Genomic DNA, 17,242 nt, shown 5'->3' with positions numbered 1-17,242 from the left:
GCCGATCAGCTGCCGGCGGGGGCGGGGGAGACCGGCACCTCCGGCTGGTTCCGTCCGTTGCCGCGGACCGCGCCGGCGATCAGGTCGAACGCCAGGAAGGCCAGCAGCGAGATGCCGAGCAGCGGCAGCGCCCAGCCGACGGCGAAGACGACCGGCACCCCGACGACGATGCCCCAGGACGGAAGCTGCTGCCAGGCGCGGCGGGCGGGCGGCGCCCCGGCGGGAGCGTGGCGGCCGGCGCGGGTGGGGCGGCGCTGCCACCACATGCGGTAGCCCCAGATGATCACGGTGATCAGGCCGATCGCCAGCAGGGCCAGCAGGATCTGGTTGGCGACGCCGAACAGCAGGCCCATGTGCGCGTTGATGCCCCAGGACGTGAGCTTCGCCAGGAACGGCCAGTCGGTGAAGTCGACGCGGTCGGTGACCGTGCCGGTGGGGTCGACGGCGACACTGTCCAGGCGTACCGGCCAGAGGTTGTCGTTCTGGGTGACCGTCCACGCGCTCGCGGCGTCGGCCGGCGGGGTGATCTGAACCGGTCCGTCCAGCCCGTCCCGGCGCGCACCCGCCAGGACGGTGTCGGCGGCTGCCGGGTCGACGGGCTGGTCACCCGTGGCCCCGGGTTCGCTGTGGTGCCCGCCGGTCGCGGTGCCGGGCGCGGCGGTCAGTGCGGTGGTGACGGAGGGCCGGCTGCCCTTGAGCGCGTCGACGGCGCTGCTGAAGTTGGCGCCGGCATGACCGGACCAGGTCAGACCGGTCGCGGAGAGGACCAGCAGACCGGCGGTGATCCAGAGACCCAGGGCGCCGTGCCAGCTCCGGGTCCGCCGCACGCCCTTGCGGGCGGCCAGGTCGGGGGCGAGAAGACGGCGGGCGGTACGGTTCCCGCGCTGCCGCCGCCACCACAGCGCCACCCCGCCGAGGGCGACCACCCACAGCCAGCTGGCGGCGAACTCCGAGTACAGCTCGCCGGTCGTGCCGAGGTGCAGGTCGCGGTGGAACTGGTCGAGCCACGTGTTCAGCGGGGTCGCGGTCGCCCAGGTCTCCAGCTGACCGGTCACCGCGCCGGTGTACGGGTCGACGTACACGGTGTGCACGTGCTCCTCGGGCAGCCCCGGCGAGGTGAAGTCGACCTGGGTGGTGGCTTGGCCTTCGCCGACCCGTACCCCGGTCAAAGATCCTTCGGGGTGGGTGGCCCGGGCCGCCGTGATCTGCTGGGACACCGGCACCGTCGCGCCGCCCGCGTCGGCCACCACCAGTTCGTCGCCGTAGACGACCTTGTCCAGGGTCGGCGCCATGGTGAACATCAGGCCGGTCGTCGCCGCGATCAGGATGAACGGCGCGACCAGGATGCCGGCGTAGAAGTGCAGGCGCAGCAGCAGGGGGCCGAAACTCCGGCCGCCGGCGCCGTGGCGCTGCGTCGTCGCGTCACTGGTGACGGGTGTGTCGACCTGGGGGCTCACGGCCATCGGCTGTCCTCGGGGGTGTCGGCGGCGCTCGGGGTGCGCCGGCATCCGGAAAGTGCTGTCGACGCGCCGGGAAACCCGGGAGTCGGGGTGACCCCGCCGCGTTGCGAGGTCACCCGGTAGTCGCCGCACGGCGCACGAAAGTTCCCAGGCCTTTCCCAGCGCGAGATGACGCCCGTCGATGAGTCCGGAATCTGGTGATCACCCGTTCGTGGCCGGCGGGAACCGATCGCCCCGCCGCGACGACTGATCACCGGGGCACCGGACGCGGTGCCGACCCGCCCATCCGGCTGACAAGGAACAACGGTGTCTCTGCCTGACCTCACCGATTACGTCCCGCACCGCTCGACACCCGACGCGGACTTCGAGGGCACCCCGGTGCCCGGCCTGCGCGCCGACTTCTACCGCCGCACCGACGGCGACCGGATCGCGTCCGTGGGCCGATACTCCTACCAGGGCCAGGAGGTGCTGCTGGCCTGGGGATACGTGGACGAGACACACTGCCGGCGGCACGCGGTGCGCGACCCGGGCGCCGGCTGGCAACCGGTGGTCGAGGGCTGCCCCGACGTGCGCTTCGTCCGGGCCGGCGACGACCCGGACGCGGCGGTGGCGGGGTTGGAGGTGCGCACCCCGGAGGGCGGCTGGCTCCGCATCGGCGGCACTCCCGGTCCGGGCGGGGCCGCGCCCGCGGGGTAAGGAAGGCGCACGGAAAGCCAAGAAATCCCGTGCGAAAAACCGGCCGCCGCGCGAAATCGCGCGGCGGCCGGCTGCGGCAATGCTGGATCTGCGGTAATGCTGGATCAGTTGTACGTCTGCTCGGTGCGCCATTTCTGGTTGACGCCGGTGCTGCAGGTCCAGATTGCCAGCTTCACGCCGTCGGCGCGGTTGCTGTTCGGAATGTCGATGCATTTACCGGACAGCGGATTCCGCAGCGTGCCGTCGGTGTAGAAAACGAACTCCTGCGAAGGGCCACCGTGGCAGGTCCAGAGCTGGATCGCCGTACCGTTGTCCTTCTTGCCGCCGTTGAGGTCCATGCACTTGTTGTTCAGGCTGAGATACCCGTCCTTCGACATCCACTGCTGGGCGGTGCTGCCGTTGCAGGTGGACACCACGAGTTGCACGCCGCCGTCGAAGGTCGAGTTCGGCACGGTGATGCACTTGTTGTGCAGGTTGCTGACGATCGCGGTGTCCCAGACGCCGGAGGACCAGACAGGCTTGCCGGTGTCGTTGCGGTAGAGGACCACGTTGCCGTCGGTCTGCATGTACAGGGTGCTGGGTCCGTTGCCGTAGGTCTTGGAGGACCAGACGGCGGCACCGTCGGCGCGGTAGAGCACCAGGTTGCCGTCGCGCTGGTTGACCAGGCGGACGCCGTTGGTGGTGCCGGTGGCCCAGACCGCCTTGGGGCCCTTGGAGATCACCAGGTTGCCGTCGCCCTGCAGCCGGGCGGTGTGCCCGAAGTTGGACTGCAGGACTTTGGCCTCGGCGAGTTCCGCGCCGGCCACCAGCTTGGTGTTGGTGGCGTACCACTGCTGGCTGGTGGTGTTGGTGACGTCGGCGGTGACGGTGCCGGTGCCGGCGTCCTTGCCGGCGTTCAGAACGGTGATCGCCCGGCTGGTCAGCTCACTGATCCACAGGTAGTTGTCGCCCTGCTTGGTGTAGTAGAAGTTCTGGTCGGCCCCGTTGTCGCAGGTGCCCAGGACGAACTTGACGTTGTTGGCGGGGGTGCTGTCCGCCAGTTCGACGCACTTGGTGCGGTCCCACGCGTTGATGATGCGGTAGCGGCCGCCGGTGTTGTAGACGCGCATGGCGATCCAGCGCTGCTTCTCGCTGTCGGCGCAGTTGGCCTGCACCAGGGCTTTGCCGTTGGTGACGGACTCACCTTCGGCGGCCAGGCACTTGCCGGAGTTGAGGTTGCTCCACTGCCAGGGTTTGGCGCTGGGCCGGTTGGCGGCGTCCGGCGCGACCTGGTACTGGCCGATGCGCAGGTATTCGCTGACGCCGTCGGCCTTGCGCAGCAGGGCCTGGGTGGCGGCGGTGACGAGGTTGTCGTTGCCGTCGGCGGCGGCCTTGGTGCGCAGGCTTTCGATGGCCCGGCGGTCGGCGGCTTCGCTCTCGGCCAGCAGGCGGTCGCGGTCGGCTCTGTCGGCGATGTGGATGCCGGTGTCGATGAAGGCGCGCCAGACCGGCTTTTCGCTGCTGCGCAGGGCGCGTTCGGCGGCGTCGCTGACCTCGATGCGGCGGGGGTTGGTGTCGACCTGTTCCCAGATCCAGCGGATGAAGTTGTCGTCAGTCATGGCGAGTTTGCCGGCGTCGGCCACGATGCCCAGCACCGCGGCGGCGGCGCGCATGGCTCCTTCGCGGGCCACCCGGGCCTGTTCGGCGACGCCGGCGGCCTCGGCGGCGGCGATCGCGTCCTGGACGTCGTGTTCGGCGGCGGTCTTCACGCCGGTGGACAGGAACGCGTGGTGGGCGGCGGCGTCGCCGTCGAACGCGGCCAGGGCCGCAGCCTTGACCCGGGCGCCGGTGGCTTTCTTCCAGATCTCGTAGACGACGTCGCGTTCAGGCAGGACCAGCATCTGCCCGTCGGTGTCCACGGTGATCCGCGCGGCGGCGTAGGCGGCGCGCTTGAGGTCGCGTGCCTGGCGGGCGGCGGTCTCGTCGCTGAGTTTCTTGGTGTCGTCGGCGACCTTGGCGTCGAAGATGCCCTGGAGGATGAACTCCTTGCAAACAGTCTCGATGGTCTCGGCGCTTGCCGACAGCGCGAGTTCGGCGGCGTCGCGGATCATCGGGTACGCGGCCGAGTGCTGCCAGATCTTGAAGACGAAGTTGCGGTCGGTCTGGTTGAGCCAGTCCTCGCCGGGTTCGATGCTGATCTCGCGGGCGGCTCTGACCTTCTGGGCCTCGTCGGTGGGCAGGCCGTCGTCCTCGGCCAGCGCCTCGGCGGACGTGGCGGTCATCGGCGCGGCGGCGTCGGCGGGTGAGATCGTGGCGGCTTGGGCCCGGGCCTTGGCGCCGGTGGCCGGCGTGGGTGCCACCGAGGTCGGCGTCACCGGAGCAGGTGCAGGAGCGGCGATGGCCGGCCCGCCGAGCAGTGTCACCAAAGCGGCGGTCGCGGTCACGGTGAGCAACCCACGCAGGGCACGTGGGCGCCTCATGGCTGTGTTCAATGCATTCCCCGTTGTCAGTGAAGGTGTGCCGAAACGCCGGTGGCCGGGCGCGAGGCAGCGCGGCGGTACTGCTGCCGGATGTCGCCGCGTCCTGGCGCGGGCCGACGAACCGTAACCACGCGAATACAGGGGCGTCAAGATCTGAGCGTCAGTTCCCCAGAGGTTCGCTTCGATTTCAAATTGCGGTCCCAGCCCTTTTCGAGCGGGGTGGTGGCGGGCGCGGGCAGCGTGCTAGAAACCTTGCGGCTTCGGATGACGTGGATCGATGAGCGCGCTTTTGTGTACCTGCGCTCAAGAAAATCGTGTCGACGAAACCGGCGAATAGCAGTTGCACTGAAACGGGGGATGTGCAAATTGAATACGCGTGTGCGGACTCGGTCCGCAGCGATGATGGCAGCTGCCCTGGTGCTGGCGCCGGGCGTGCTCGCCGGGGCTGTCGCACCGGCGCAGGCGGCGGTGCGCGCGCCGGCCGTGGTGCGGGCGGCGGTGTTCGACCAGGCGGCGGTGGACCGTCTTTACGTCTACTACCTGGCCAAGTACGACCATCGGTCGCTGGTGCGCACGGCGGCGTGGAACGCGTTGGCCGGTAAGCCGGATCAGGTGGACGCGCTGGTGGCGCGGTTCCTGAAGTCGGGTCTGCCGTACGCGATCAGCCGCTCGGAGCAGCTGGCAGCGCGTAACGCCGACTTCGCGCGCCGGGTGCTGGCGACGCACACCGCCGAGTTCGCGCCCGAGGTGCACGCGGCCGCGCAGTTCGCGCTGGCCAGTGGCGCGGCGGCGTTGGAGGTGTTCGCCCGGACCGGGTATGCCGAGGCGAAGGAGCGTGACCGCACGGCCCGGGAGACCGCGGGAGAGCAGGCCGCGGCGTTGTCGGATGCCGATCGTGAGTTCGTGGTGCTCCTGCGGGACACCGATCCGGGCCCGCAGGTGCGGGCGGCAGCGGGGCTGGCGTTGCGTGCCGAAGCCACCGAGGCCGATGTGGTGGAGTTCTTCGCCTACGACTGGGCGGCGGCGGCCGCGGTGGACCTGCGCACTCAGCAGGTGCAGTGTGCCGACCTGGACATGGCCTGGCGTGAGCAGGTGCGGACCCTGCGGGCCACGGCCGAGGCTGCCCACCGGGCCGCTCTGGCCGCTGCCGGCGAGGCGCGTGAACAGGCTCGTGTCACCGCGGCGAACGCGTGGCGCCTCGTCATCGACCGGGCCCGGCCGGTGATGAACACCTGGGATGCCGCCGCGGAGAACGCGGACCGGCAGGCCGAGAACTGGCAGCGGGTGGCGGCGGCCGCTGCCGAGGCCGCGGAGAACCCGAACTGGGATGCCATCGCGCGTACCGCCGGGACCAACGTGCAGCAGTGGACAGTGCACGGTGACGCAGCCGCCGAGCAGGCCGCCTACTGGACCGAGATGTACGACACCGCCCTCGCCGGCGAACTCGACATGCGGCCCTGACCCGCGCCTCGCTGCGGCCACACGTCGTCACGCCGCGGTTTCTGCTGCCTGACGACGTCCCGCCTCACTTCCTGCTGCCACACGTCGTCCTGCCACGCGTATGAAGGAGTCCGGTGAACATCACCCGCTCGCGCACTCTCCGGCCGCCAGGGCGCGGCTCCGGCCGTACCCGATGGTCGGGTGTGCTCGCCGCCCTGATCGTGCCCCTGATGGCCGTCGCGGGGCTGTCCGTTCCCGCGCAGGCCGCCCCGGCGGCAAAGCCGGCGGCGGACCTGACCGCCCTGACACCGCTGATCGAGCGGTTCGTGCGGGAACAGCAGCAGGATGAGCCGGACGACGGCGTCGTCTTCGACAACCGGCTGCGTGACCTGGTCGCGGACATGGCCGGGCTGGATGCCGATGAAGAGGTCCGGGCCGCCGCCCGGCAGGCTCTCAACGCCGGCACCCCGGCAGCGATCATGGCGTTCCTGGGTGGTGGCGCGGACGCCGCGCGGGCGCAGGCCAAGAAGCGGCGTGCCGCCGTGGACGCGCGCAACGTCACCACGATCACCGCGCTGGCCGGCACCGGCGGCACAGAGTTCAACGCCGCGGTGCAGCGTGCGCTCAAGGGCACCGCCTACGACCGCGAGACGTTCCTGGCGTACGGCCGGGACGTGGCCGCGGCCCGGGACGCCGCCACCGGTGCGGCCGAGGCCGAACGCCGCCGGGTGCTGCGACAACGCGTGCAGATGCTGGCCGGCACCAACGGCACCGAGGTGGCGAGGGCGGCCGCCGCGGCGCTGGCCGCCGGGGACACCGCGGTCGCCGAGTTCCTTGCCACCGGCTACCTGGTCGCCGCCCGTAAGGACGCGGAGGCGCACGAGGCCTACATGGCGGATCTGGCCGCCCGGCAGAAAGCCGCGGAGGAGCTGACCGATCTGGCGCAGCGGGCCCGTCGCGCGACCGAGGCACGCCGGCTCATCATGGTCGCGCACGGCGACGGGGTGCGGGCGCTGCAGAACGCCGCGAACGCGATGACCTCGGCCGGTAACGCCTCCCGGCAGGCGTACCAGATCCTGGCCGCCAACACGGCCAGTGGGGCCAAGGGCGGCTTCCAGCTGGTCACCGCGGAAGTGGCCCGCCAGACCGGGTACGCCGCCGACTTCGCGGAGTACGCGCGGGTCGCTGCCGCGCAGGCCACGGTGCAGGCGCAGGTGCTCATCGACACCGGCCTGGAGTACGGAACCCAGTGGGTCACCGTGGTGCAGGCGATGAGCAACTCGGCTGAGGCCGCGTACCGGGCCGCGGAGTCCGCACAGCACGCCGTCACCGCTATCGTCGCCGACGACGCCGCCACCGGCGCGGCCGACAAGGCCGAGAAACACCGCGCCAACGCCGCGCAGTGGCGCAGCGCCGCCGAGAAGCACGCCGTCAGTGCCGCCACGATCGCCGCCGCCGCCAAGGCGCAGGCCGCGACAGCGGCCGACGCCGCGGTCCGCGCGAAACGGTCCCGCGCCGACGCCGAGGCCGCCCTGGCGCAGGCGATCGCGCACGCCGAGAAGGTCAAGCAGCACCGGGCCACCGCCGAGCGGGAACGTGACACCGCCGAGGAACAACGCCGGATCGCCGAACGCGAACGCGACACCGCCGCACGGCAGCGCGCCATCGCCCAGCAGCAGGCCGCCATCGCCGAACGTCACCGCGACACCGCCCGCCAGCAGCGCGACGTAGCCACCCAGAAACGGGCCGAGGCCGACGCCCAGGCCCAGATCGCCCAGCAGAAACGGGTGGCCGCCCAGCGCGAGGAGAACGCCGCCGCCACCGCCAGCGGCAAGGCCCAGGAACAGGACGGCATCGCGACCCGCGCCAACCAGGCCGCCGCCGCCAGCGACCGCACCGCGACCGAGAAGGCCCGCGCTGCCGTGCAGGCCGCGGAGGCACAGCAATTCGCGGAGGCCCGCGCCCGCCACGCCGACGCGGTCGTCGCCAGCCTCGCCGCCGGTTCCGAGAAGGACAAGGCCAAAGCCGCCGCGCAACAGGCCCGGGCCCGTGCCGACGAGGCAGCCGCCGCGTCCGGTCGCGCTCAGGACGCCGCCGACGCCGCCGCCGGCGCCGCCCGCAACGCCCGGCAGGCCGCGATCGAGGCCGACGGCGCGGCCGCCCGGGCTCAGGCAGCGGCCCGCCAGGCCCGCGCGGCCGCCGCCAAGGCGCGCGCCGCTGCCAGCGAGGCCGAAGCCGCCGCCGGACGCTCCCGTGCCGCCGCCGACGCCGCGCATGCGGCCGCCGCCCGGGCCGGGGAGGCCGCCGATGCCGCGCAGGCCGAAGCCGCCGCCACCCATGCGGCCGCCCTGCGCGCCGACGCCGCAGCCGCACAGGCCACCGCGCAGCAGACCCGCGCCGCCGAGGCCGCCCGCACTGCGGCATCACTTACCCAGGACGCGCTGACCCAGGCCGGGCAGGCGATGCTCGCCGCGCAACGCACCAGGGACGAGGCCGACGCCGCCGCGGCGGAGGCATCCACCGCGGCGCTGCAGGCCGGGATCGCCACCCGCGCCGCCCGCGCGACCGTGCAGACCGCGGCCGGGATCGCTGACCCGGCCGGCACGGCGATCGGGCAGGCCGCACCGTTCGCCGCCCACGACATCGACGCGGCGTTCGCCGTCCTGGTCGCCGAACGCGCCCAGGATCTCGGTGACACCCAGGTCACCCTGGCCACCGCCGCGGCCGCGGACGCCGCCGACCAAGCGGAGCGGGCCGCCCGCGCCGCGCAGAACGCCAGCGACCAGACCCGGCCGGCCTTCGCCTCGGCGGCCCAGGCCAGCGCGTCCGCCGCCGCTGCGGCAACGTCCGCTGCCGCGGCGCAGCGGTCCGCGGCCGAAGCCGCTCAGCACGGTGCCGCCGCCCGTGCCGCCGCCGCCCAGGCCAACGCCACCGACCGCGCCGCGCAGGCCGACGCCAAGGCCGCCCGCGCCGCGGCGAACCAGGCAGCCGCCGACGCCGCCATCGCCGGCCGCGCCGCCAACGCCGCCGCCACCGAAGCAACAAACGCCCGCGCCGCGGCCGACCGGGCCACCTCCGCCGCCGGCGCCGCTACCGCAGCCGCCAACGAAGCCACCCGGCAGGCGGCCGCGGCCAAGGCCGCCGCCGACCAGGCGGCCGCCGACGCCGACGCGGCGCAGGCCGCCGCCAACCGCGCCAAGGACCACGCCACCACCGCCGACAACGCCGCCACCCACGCCGAAGAACAGGCCAAGGAAGCCGAGGACTACGCCGAACACGCCGCGTCCGAGGCCGAGAGCGCCCTGGTGGCCATCCAGAACGCGGAGTTCGAGGCCGTGGCCGCCGCCGAACGGGCGACCACGGAAGTGAACGCGCAGAAGTTCAAGGAGGGGATGCTCAAGCTCAGCCAGGCTGCCGGTGCCACCCCCGGCGGCGGGGAACTCCAGCGAGCCATCGACGACCTGCTCGCCACCGTCGAGAGCAACGCACAGGTGTTCCTGACCTTCATCGAGGAGAACCGCGAGGAGATCGAGGCGCTCCTCGAGTACGCGATCGAGATCGTCGCCGGAACCGCGGCCATCTACGGTGGCGTGGCGCTGGGCACCGGTGGCGCGGCCGCGGCCTGCGGTGCTGTCATCGGGGTCAGCGCCGCAGGCGGCATCACCGTTCTCGCCGGTGTCGTCGCCTGCGGCGTCATGGTCGGCGGAGCCGCCCTCGCTACCGGCGGCATCATGCTCACCGCCGACGGCATGTTCAAGGCCAAGAACGAGATCCAGCGGATGCGGCTCGACCTGGACAACTCCGTCGCCAACAAGGGCAGCATCGGACACGGGTCGCGCCAGGAGGTGCCCGGTCTCCGTTCGGAGGAGTGGAGCGACGCGGACCGCCTCACCATCGAGGATGCTCTCGGTGGAAATCTCAAGGACCGATTCCCCTACATCGACGCGTGGGACGAAGCATCGAAGACAGGGACGAGCATCAAGACCATCGACTGGCGGCGGATGAGCTACGACACGCCGGGGAAGTTCGCGAGCCAGGCCAAGAAACTTGTCCGCGAGCTGCGCAATGGTCAGAAATTCGATGACGGATGGTACTCGGCCGACCACCCCAAGCGTCTCGACGTCAAGAACTGGGAACTGAAGATCGGTTACCCCGAGAACATGCCGCCGGAGTACTTCCCCGAACTCATGAACGCGCTCAAGGAAGCGGAGCAGTGGAACATCAAGGTGACGTTGTATCCCATTTCGGTGTGATGGGCTGATCGCCCGCCCGGAGCGCGCCCGTTGTCGCGGGGCAGCGCTCCGGCGGGCGGCCGGACATCAATCGTGCCGGGCCAGAGCGGGCACGTCACTTTCCTTGTACAAGCCGCTGTCGGTGACCGCCGCGACGATTCGCGGATCCAGCAGCCAGCTGATCCCGTCTTCTGCGCCGGTGTAAAGGGTGAACAGCCGTACGGTCGCCCCCGCCTCGGCCAGCAGGTCGTTGAGGACCGCGAGGGGGCGGACGGTCGCTGTGCGCCGGGCGCGCCGCGCGGGCCAGTCTTCCTGCGACCACATGACGCAGGGCCGGCCGTTGATGGCGATGATGTAGTCGCCTTCTTCGTCGTTGACGCGGGGTTGATGCACCACCTCGACCTGGAGGTCCACGCCGTGGCGTCGCAGGGCCGGTTCGATGGTCGACAGAACCCATTTGATCTGTCCTTCGGCCAGCGCTTCACCGTCGGTGAAGAACCATCCGACACCCTCCAGTGGCTCGTCGATGCTGAATGGATAGCCACCGTTCGCGACGGTCTGTTCCGCGGCTGCGGCCTCCTCCTCGGAAAGGGACGCCCACATGCCCAGAGCGCGCAATTGGCGTGCGAGCTCGATCCGCTGCTGTTCCATGCCGGCATCATCCCGCACCGCCCCCGGGGCGACAGCCCCGTGCTTCTTCGGAGAAGGCGACGATGAATTCCACAGTTGAGGCCCGGTACCGGCCGGAGCACGCCGAAAACCCCGTCATCCTGGCCTCACCCCACGACGTGGACCAGGTGCTGGTTGCCCTGCTCGCCGGCAATGACGGCAACGACATGGCGCAGTTGATCTGCCTGCAGCGGCCCGTCCACCCGGTCCACGGATTCCCCGACCACGATCTGTGTATCGGCGTGGACAATCATCGGAACGTGGGCGCGAGATGAGGTGGCGCGACGGCGACGGACTGCGGTATTCGGCCGGGCCGCAGGACGGGCACGAACAAGGCGTCTACAGCCTCATGGGCACGCTCATGGAGTTCCCGGAGCACTCCGACGTGTCCGTCGGTCTCGTGCGGCAGGCAGCCAGGGAGTTCCTGCTCTCCGGAGGAGAACGTCCGGCCTGTGCCGCATGGCAGGAGGATCCGGACAGCTGACGCCCGGCTGACCGGATCAGGCCGGCCCATCCCCGCGCGCCCCAGCTTCGCTGTTGTTCATGCCGAGCAGGTCGCTCATGCCGAGCAGTTGTGCCCGCTGTTCGAGGGCCGCTTGCCGGTCGTCGAGCTCGGTCTCCCGCTGCGACTGCGTCGCGTCGCGCCGGTCGGCGGCTTCGTCGCGCTGGTCCAAGGCCTCGACGCGCCGGTCAGCAGCTTCGTCGCGCTGGTCCAGGGCCTCGGTGCGGTGCTGCGCGGCGTCGTCGGGCGGGCTGACGACGTCCGGCGAGCGGCGCAGGTCGGCCTGGCGTTCGTCACTGAGCTTGCGCAGCCTCTCCAGCGATGAAGCCATTTCGCCGGCGAGGTAGGAGTCCTCGGCCATGGACTCACTGTGCACCGTGACGGTTGCGATGCGGGATGATCCCGCTGGACGAGGGCCCGGAAGGGTCAGCGGGCGCGGGTGGAGCGGGCTGCCTCGGCGGCTGCACGGATCTCCGGGGTGAGTGCGTCGGTGATGACCGCGTAGCCGGCGCTGGACGGGTGGAAGCGGTCGCCGCTGAACAGGGCCGGGTCGGCGGCGAACCGGCCGGCGGAGCTGCCGCCGATGTCGGCGACGCGGGCGCCGGCGGCGATCGCGGCGCGGGCCTGTTCCTGCTGGAGGAAGCGGCTGCCGGCCTGCACGGCCGCCCGCATCGCCGGCGGCACCCAGGGGACCACGCTCAGGTCCGGTGCGGGGGCGACGACGACTTCGGTGCCGGCGGCGCGCAGGGTGCGTACGGCGTCGCCGAGCAGGGCGGCGGCCTGGTGCGGCGGTACCAGGTGGGTCAGGTCGTTCGCGCCGATGATGATCAGCGCCAGGTCGGGGCGGGCGGCCGCGGCGCGCTGCACCTGGGCGGCGAGGCCGCGGCTGTCGGCGCCGGGGATCGCGTACATGTGCAGGTCGACGGGCGTGCCGTGCCGGCCGAGGTCGGTGGCGAGACGGTTGCCGATGGTGTCGGCCGGTCGGGCGGCGCCCTGCCCGTAGGCGATGGAGTCGCCGAGGATCGCGAAGGCAAGAGTCACGTTGATCGGCAACGCCGGAAGCGCCGGGAACGTTCCGTGCTGAGAAAATGGTCGCAAAAAACCTGTCACCAGTGCAGCCGCAGCGTGAGTTGCCGGGAGGGGACGGCCGGGTCGTCCGCGTCGACGACGGCGATCAGGCGCAGCCCGTCCGGCAGCTCGTCGGCGACCGCCAGGCCTTCGATCTTGTAGAGGCCGCCGGGCAGGGTGGGCAGTTCCGCGGTCGCCACCACGCTGTCGTCGTCCAGCAGGGCGAGCGCGGCGGCCACCACCGGCCCGTCGTCGACGGCGTTCGGGGTGTCCTCGGCGGCGGCACTGACCAGCACGGAGCCGCCACCGGGTGCGACCGGGCGGGAGAGCGACACCGCGTCCGTGACGGCCAGCGCGACACCGTCGACGGTGCCCAGGTCGTAGCGCCGGACGGCACTGACGGCGACCCGGCCGGCGGCGCCTGTCCCGGTCACCGCGGCCAGCAGGGCCGGCAGGTCGACGTCGACGCAGGCGGTGGGGGCGCCGGCGGCGGCGTTCCCGCGCTGGAACCAGCGCAACCGGTCGCCGACCCGGCAGGCGCCCTCCAGGTTCAGGTGCGCGACGGGGATGCCGAGGGCGTCGGCGACGGCGTGGTAGACCGGTGCCAGATCGGCGGCGGTGAAGGCCGGCCCCGGGGTCACCAGGGAACCTCGCATCCGGGCGTCGGTGGAGCCGGAGCCGAGGAGCAGCACGCCGGAGCCGACCGGGCACGCCGCCTCGAAGTCCGGCTTCAGGTGTTTGGTGCCGGCGGCCGAGCTGAACACCTCAAGGCCGTCGACGGCTTCCACGACGCGTACGGCGGTGACCGTTTCCGATCGCCACCACGCCGCGTGCGTCGCGTCGTCCTGCGCGACCAGCCAGCCGTCCCCGAACGGCGCGATCGCGGACGCGGCACGCACCGGTGAACCGTCGTCGAAGGTCAACGCCGAGGTGGCTTCCACAACGATCCGCATCCCGTACCCCCAGTTCGACAGCGCTCAGGAACCCGCCCGCGCCGACCAGGCCGCCCACAGCCGGGCGTAGCGCCCGCCGCCGGCGACCAGCTCGGCGTGTGATCCACTTTCCACGATCTCGCCGTGCTCCATCACGATGACACGGTCGGCGGCGGCCGCCTGCGTCAACCGGTGGGCGACCACCAGACCGGTCCGGCCCCGCAGCGCCGCCGTGGCGGCCTGCTCCAGGTCGCGGGCGCCGGCGCTGCCCGCCTCGGCGGTGGCCTCGTCCAGCACCACGACCGGCGGGTCCAGAAGCACCACCCGGGCCAGCGCCAGTTGCTGTGCCTGCGCCGCCGTGAGCTGGTGGCCGCCGTCGCCGACCACGGTGTCCAGGCCGGCGGGCAGGGCGCGCGCCCAGTCGAGGGCGCCGACGCCTGCCAGGGCCGCGGCGAGGTCGTCGTCGGTGGCGTCCGGGCGGGCCAGCCGCAGGTCTTCGGCGAGCGGGCCGGCGAAGACGTGGGTCTCCTGGCTGACGATGGCCACGGTCCGGGCCGGTAGGTCGGTCACCGGCACGCCGCCGACCAGCGCGTACCCCTTGTCCGGCCGCAGAATGCCGGCGGCGAGCGACGCCGCCGTGGTCTTGCCGGCGCCGGTGGAGCCGACCAGCGCGACGAGTTCGCCGGGCTCGACCCGCAGGCTGACGCCGCGCAGCACGGGTGTGGCGTCGTCATAGCTGAAGCTGACGTCGTCGAGGACCAGGTCGCGGCCGGTCGGCGGGGTGCCGGCGGCGCGTTCCGCCACGTCCGTGCCGAGCACACCGACGAGGCGGGCGAGGCTGGCGCCGGCGTCCTGGGCCTTGTCGAAGGTGACCATCAAGATCATGATCGGGTTGAAGACGCGGTGGAACAGCAGGGCGGCGGCGGAGACCTCGCCGACGGTCACCAGCCCCTGGCGTACGAGGACGAAGCCCGCCACCAGCACGGCTGCCAGCCCCACGAGTTCGGCCCGGTTGATCCGGCCGACGAACCGGGTGTACCGGGCGAACACCGAGATCGAGATGTCCCGGGCCCGGGCGGAGGCGCCGTCGATGCCGGCGAGGTGCCGGTCCTCCAGCCGGTAGGCGTGCACGGTCGGGATGCCCTGCATGCCCTCGACGAACAGCTGCGACCGGGCGGCGATGGCGACCCGTTCCGCCGCGTAGGAGGGTGCGGCGCGCGGCAGATACCAGCGCAGCGCCAGCACGTAGAGCGGCACCGCGAGCGCCCCCGCCAGGCCGAGACGCCAGTCGATCCCGATGATCGCGGCGAGGCTGAGGGCGGCCAGCAGCAGGGCGGAGATCATGCCGGGCAGGACGTCGGAGACGGCCTTGTCGATGGCGGTGATGTCGGCGCCGACCCGGGAGAGCAGATCGCCGCGGCCGGCGCGGTCGAGCACCGTCGCGGGCAGGCGCAGAGCCGTGGCGACGACGCGTTCGCGCAGGTCGGCGAGGATGCGTGAGCCGAGCCGGCTGATCAGGTACCCGGCGAGGCCGGTCGCGGCGCCACCGACGACGGCCGCGGCCAGGATCGCCGCGGCGGCGGGGGCGATGGCGGCGGCATCGCCGCCGGCCCGGATGCGGTCGACGAGCAGACCCAGGATGTACGCGGGGACGATCGACGCGCCGGCCGCGAGCAGCCCGGCGAGCAGGGTGAACCCGGTCGCCGCCGGGCGGGTGCGGAGTTCGGCGCCGAGCCAGGCACGGCTCTGCCGCGGCCCGGCGATCGGAAGCAGCGGCCCGTTGTCCGGGAGCTGCGGCCCGTTGTCCAGGAGCTGCGGCTCGTCGTCCGGGAGCTGGGGCCCGTTGTCCGGGAGCTGGGGCCCGTTGTCCGGGAGCTGCCGCCCATCGTCCGGGAGCTGCGGGGCGCTCATCGCAGCACCGTCCGGCGGTAGGTGTCGTCGCCGGCGCTGAGCTCGGCGTGGGTGCCCTCGGCGACGACCGCGCCGTCGCCGATGACGACGACCCGGTCGGTGACCGCGAGCAAGGCCGGGCTGCTGGTGATCACGACGGTGCCGAGGCCGGCGTCCGGTCCGTGCCGCAGCGCCCGGATGCCGCCGGCGATGGCGTGCTCGGTGACCGCGTCCACGGCGGTCGTCGGATCGTGCAGGACGAGCAGTGGTGGCCCGGCCAGCAGGGCGCGGGCCAGGGCGATGCGCTGCCGCTGGCCGCCGGAGAGGTTGGAGCCGCGTTCGGTGACCGGTGCGTCAAGCCCGTCCGGGTGCAGGCCGGCCACCTCGTCGGCGGCGGCGGCCCGGACGGCGGCGGCGCGCCGCTCGGCACCGGCGTCGTGCGGATCGATGTTGGCGGCCAGGGTGCCGGTGAACAGGTCCGTGCGGTGCGGCTCGACGTGCAGCAGGGCGCGGGCCGCGGACCGGTCGAGTGTTTCCAGCCGGACCCCGCCGAGTGCGATGTCGCCGTCGTAGCCGTCGGGCATCGCGAGCAGGCGCACCAGCGCCTCGGCGTCCGCCGGCCGGTGCGCCACGACGCCCACCAGCTCACCGGGCCGAACATGCAGGTCAAGACCGGCGAGCGAACCGTAAGTCACACCCGCCAGCCGCAGGTCGCACCGGGCGCCGCCGGGCCCGGCCCCGGCCACCGAGACGCCGTCGGGCGAGATCGGCCCGGCCCCGGTCACGGAGGCGTGGTCGGGCGAGATCGGCCCGGCGGCGGCCGCCGAGGCGGTGCCGCCGGGCAGGATCAGGCCGGCACCGGTGACCGAGGCGACGCGGTCGGCGGCGGCGCGCGCGGCGGCGAACCAGCTCGGCACGACGGCGAGCACCCCGAACGGCTCGATCAGGAACTGCGCCGAGCCGATCACCGTGATGAACTGGCCGACCGTGATCCGGCCAGTCAGCGCGAACCAGCCCGCCGCGATCGCGATGCCGCCGGCCAGCAGGGTGCTCAGCGTGGTGGAGGCGCTGAGGTACGCGTTCTGGGTGCGGGCGGCGCGCAGCGTGGCGTCCAGGGATCGCCGGCTCACCACCCGGTACCGGTCGGCGGCGGCGTCCTGGGCGCCGATGCCCCGCAGCGGCCGCAGACCGGTCACCAGGTCAGTGGCGAGCGAGGTCGCCTTGCCGGACTGTTCCTGCTGGTCGGCGACGCGCCGGGCGATGAGCGGCGCGGTCAGGTTGAGGATCGCCAGCACGATCGGGGTGGCGATCAACACGATCAGCCCGAGCGGCCGGGAGATCAGCAGGAGCGTGACCGCGCTGACCGTGGCGGCGATCAGGGAACTGGAGATCCGCGGGATGTGGTCGAGCACGTACGACGTCAGGTCGGCGTCCGAGGTCGACACCGCGAGCAGTTCGCCGGCGTGCCGGTCGGTACGCAGCCCACGCGGGTGCAGGATCTTCGCGGCCACCTCGACCCGCAGCCGGTGCCCCTCCTCGGCGATGGCCCGCTGCAACTGCCGGGCACCGAAGCGGTACGTCACCGTCAGCACCAGGAACAGCAGCGCCAGGACCGAGATCCAGATCAGCAGCGCGGTCACGTCGCCGGTCCCGACGGCCTGGTCGACGACGACGCCGATCAGGATCGGGATCAGGGCCGCGCAGAGCTGGTAGACACCGGCCAGGGCGGTGCCGGTCCACAGCCGCCTGCCGTTGCGGGCCACCGCCCGCCGCAGGATCGCAGTGCCGGGACTCGTCGTGCTGGGCACCGCGGGAACTCCTCAGCCGAAGATCGAAAGCAAGGGCAGCCTAATATGCCGTCCCCGCGATGGCGCAGCCCAGGTGAGCCGCCTCA

13 protein-coding genes are annotated in these 17,242 nt (G+C 72.6%); 5 read left to right on the top strand and 8 right to left on the bottom strand.

The annotated features are described in order from the left end of the window. Window positions 1-5 precede the first annotated feature (5 nt). Window positions 6-1,463, bottom strand: a complete 1,458-nt coding sequence (locus LPA41_RS04140) for a PepSY domain-containing protein (protein WP_229068428.1) — start codon at window positions 1,461-1,463, stop codon at window positions 6-8. 303 nt (window positions 1,464-1,766) lie between these two features. On the opposite strand from LPA41_RS04140, the gene LPA41_RS04135 reads away from it, so the two are divergent. Beyond that, window positions 1,767-2,156, top strand: a complete 390-nt coding sequence (locus tag LPA41_RS04135; RefSeq protein ID WP_229068427.1) for a hypothetical protein — start codon at window positions 1,767-1,769, stop codon at window positions 2,154-2,156. Between the two features lie 104 nt (window positions 2,157-2,260). Here the strand turns inward: LPA41_RS04135 and LPA41_RS04130 are convergent, their stop codons facing one another. Beyond that, on the bottom strand, window positions 2,261-4,615 hold the full coding sequence (locus LPA41_RS04130) for a ricin-type beta-trefoil lectin domain protein (RefSeq protein WP_229068426.1): 2,355 nt from the start codon (window positions 4,613-4,615) through the stop codon (window positions 2,261-2,263). A gap of 402 nt (window positions 4,616-5,017) precedes the next feature. Here LPA41_RS04130 and LPA41_RS04125 point away from each other — a divergent pair, with 402 nt between their 5' ends. Next, window positions 5,018-6,076: a hypothetical protein gene (locus tag LPA41_RS04125; protein WP_229068425.1), complete on the top strand. Its 1,059-nt coding sequence runs from the start codon at window positions 5,018-5,020 to the stop codon at window positions 6,074-6,076. A gap of 113 nt (window positions 6,077-6,189) precedes the next feature. Further along, the gene (locus tag LPA41_RS42420; RefSeq protein ID WP_304523745.1) at window positions 6,190-10,308 is read left to right on the top strand and encodes a hypothetical protein; all 4,119 of its coding nucleotides are present in this window, start codon (window positions 6,190-6,192) and stop codon (window positions 10,306-10,308) included. A gap of 66 nt (window positions 10,309-10,374) precedes the next feature. Here LPA41_RS42420 and LPA41_RS04115 read toward each other — a convergent pair whose 3' ends face one another. After that, on the bottom strand, window positions 10,375-10,938 hold the full coding sequence (locus LPA41_RS04115; RefSeq protein WP_229068424.1) for a hypothetical protein: 564 nt from the start codon (window positions 10,936-10,938) through the stop codon (window positions 10,375-10,377). Between the two features lie 62 nt (window positions 10,939-11,000). Here LPA41_RS04115 and LPA41_RS04110 point away from each other — a divergent pair, with 62 nt between their 5' ends. Beyond that, window positions 11,001-11,231: a hypothetical protein gene (locus LPA41_RS04110; protein ID WP_229068423.1), complete on the top strand. Its 231-nt coding sequence runs from the start codon at window positions 11,001-11,003 to the stop codon at window positions 11,229-11,231. Next, window positions 11,228-11,440 (top strand): Imm1 family immunity protein, encoded by a 213-nt coding sequence (locus tag LPA41_RS04105; protein ID WP_229068422.1) that lies wholly within the window; start codon window positions 11,228-11,230, stop codon window positions 11,438-11,440. Before LPA41_RS04110 ends, LPA41_RS04105 begins: the two co-directional genes overlap by 4 nt. Before the next feature lie 16 nt (window positions 11,441-11,456). Here LPA41_RS04105 and LPA41_RS04100 read toward each other — a convergent pair whose 3' ends face one another. The 5 genes from LPA41_RS04100 to LPA41_RS04080 all read right to left on the bottom strand — a co-directional run bounded on the left by LPA41_RS04100 (window position 11,457) and on the right by LPA41_RS04080 (window position 17,156). After that, on the bottom strand, window positions 11,457-11,819 hold the full coding sequence (locus LPA41_RS04100) for a hypothetical protein (RefSeq protein ID WP_229068421.1): 363 nt from the start codon (window positions 11,817-11,819) through the stop codon (window positions 11,457-11,459). A gap of 65 nt (window positions 11,820-11,884) precedes the next feature. Then, the gene (locus LPA41_RS04095) at window positions 11,885-12,499 is read right to left on the bottom strand and encodes a GDSL-type esterase/lipase family protein (RefSeq protein WP_229068420.1); all 615 of its coding nucleotides are present in this window, start codon (window positions 12,497-12,499) and stop codon (window positions 11,885-11,887) included. Between the two features lie 65 nt (window positions 12,500-12,564). After that, entirely contained in the window at window positions 12,565-13,479 is a 915-nt protein-coding gene (locus LPA41_RS04090) for a hypothetical protein (RefSeq protein ID WP_229068419.1), read from the bottom strand. A gap of 24 nt (window positions 13,480-13,503) precedes the next feature. Continuing rightward, entirely contained in the window at window positions 13,504-15,369 is a 1,866-nt protein-coding gene (locus LPA41_RS04085) for an ABC transporter ATP-binding protein (RefSeq protein WP_229068418.1), read from the bottom strand. Continuing rightward, window positions 15,366-17,156, bottom strand: coding sequence for an ABC transporter ATP-binding protein (locus tag LPA41_RS04080; protein WP_229068417.1), 1,791 nt, complete (start codon window positions 17,154-17,156; stop codon window positions 15,366-15,368). Before LPA41_RS04080 ends, LPA41_RS04085 begins: the two co-directional genes overlap by 4 nt. Window positions 17,157-17,242 lie beyond the last annotated feature (86 nt).

Origin of the sequence: Actinoplanes sp. DH11, assembly GCF_020873875.1 — a bacterium.
GTDB lineage: Bacteria > Actinomycetota > Actinomycetes > Mycobacteriales > Micromonosporaceae > Actinoplanes.
Note: the sequence above shows the minus strand (reverse complement) of the source record. Positions and strands in the feature narration are given on the sequence as shown.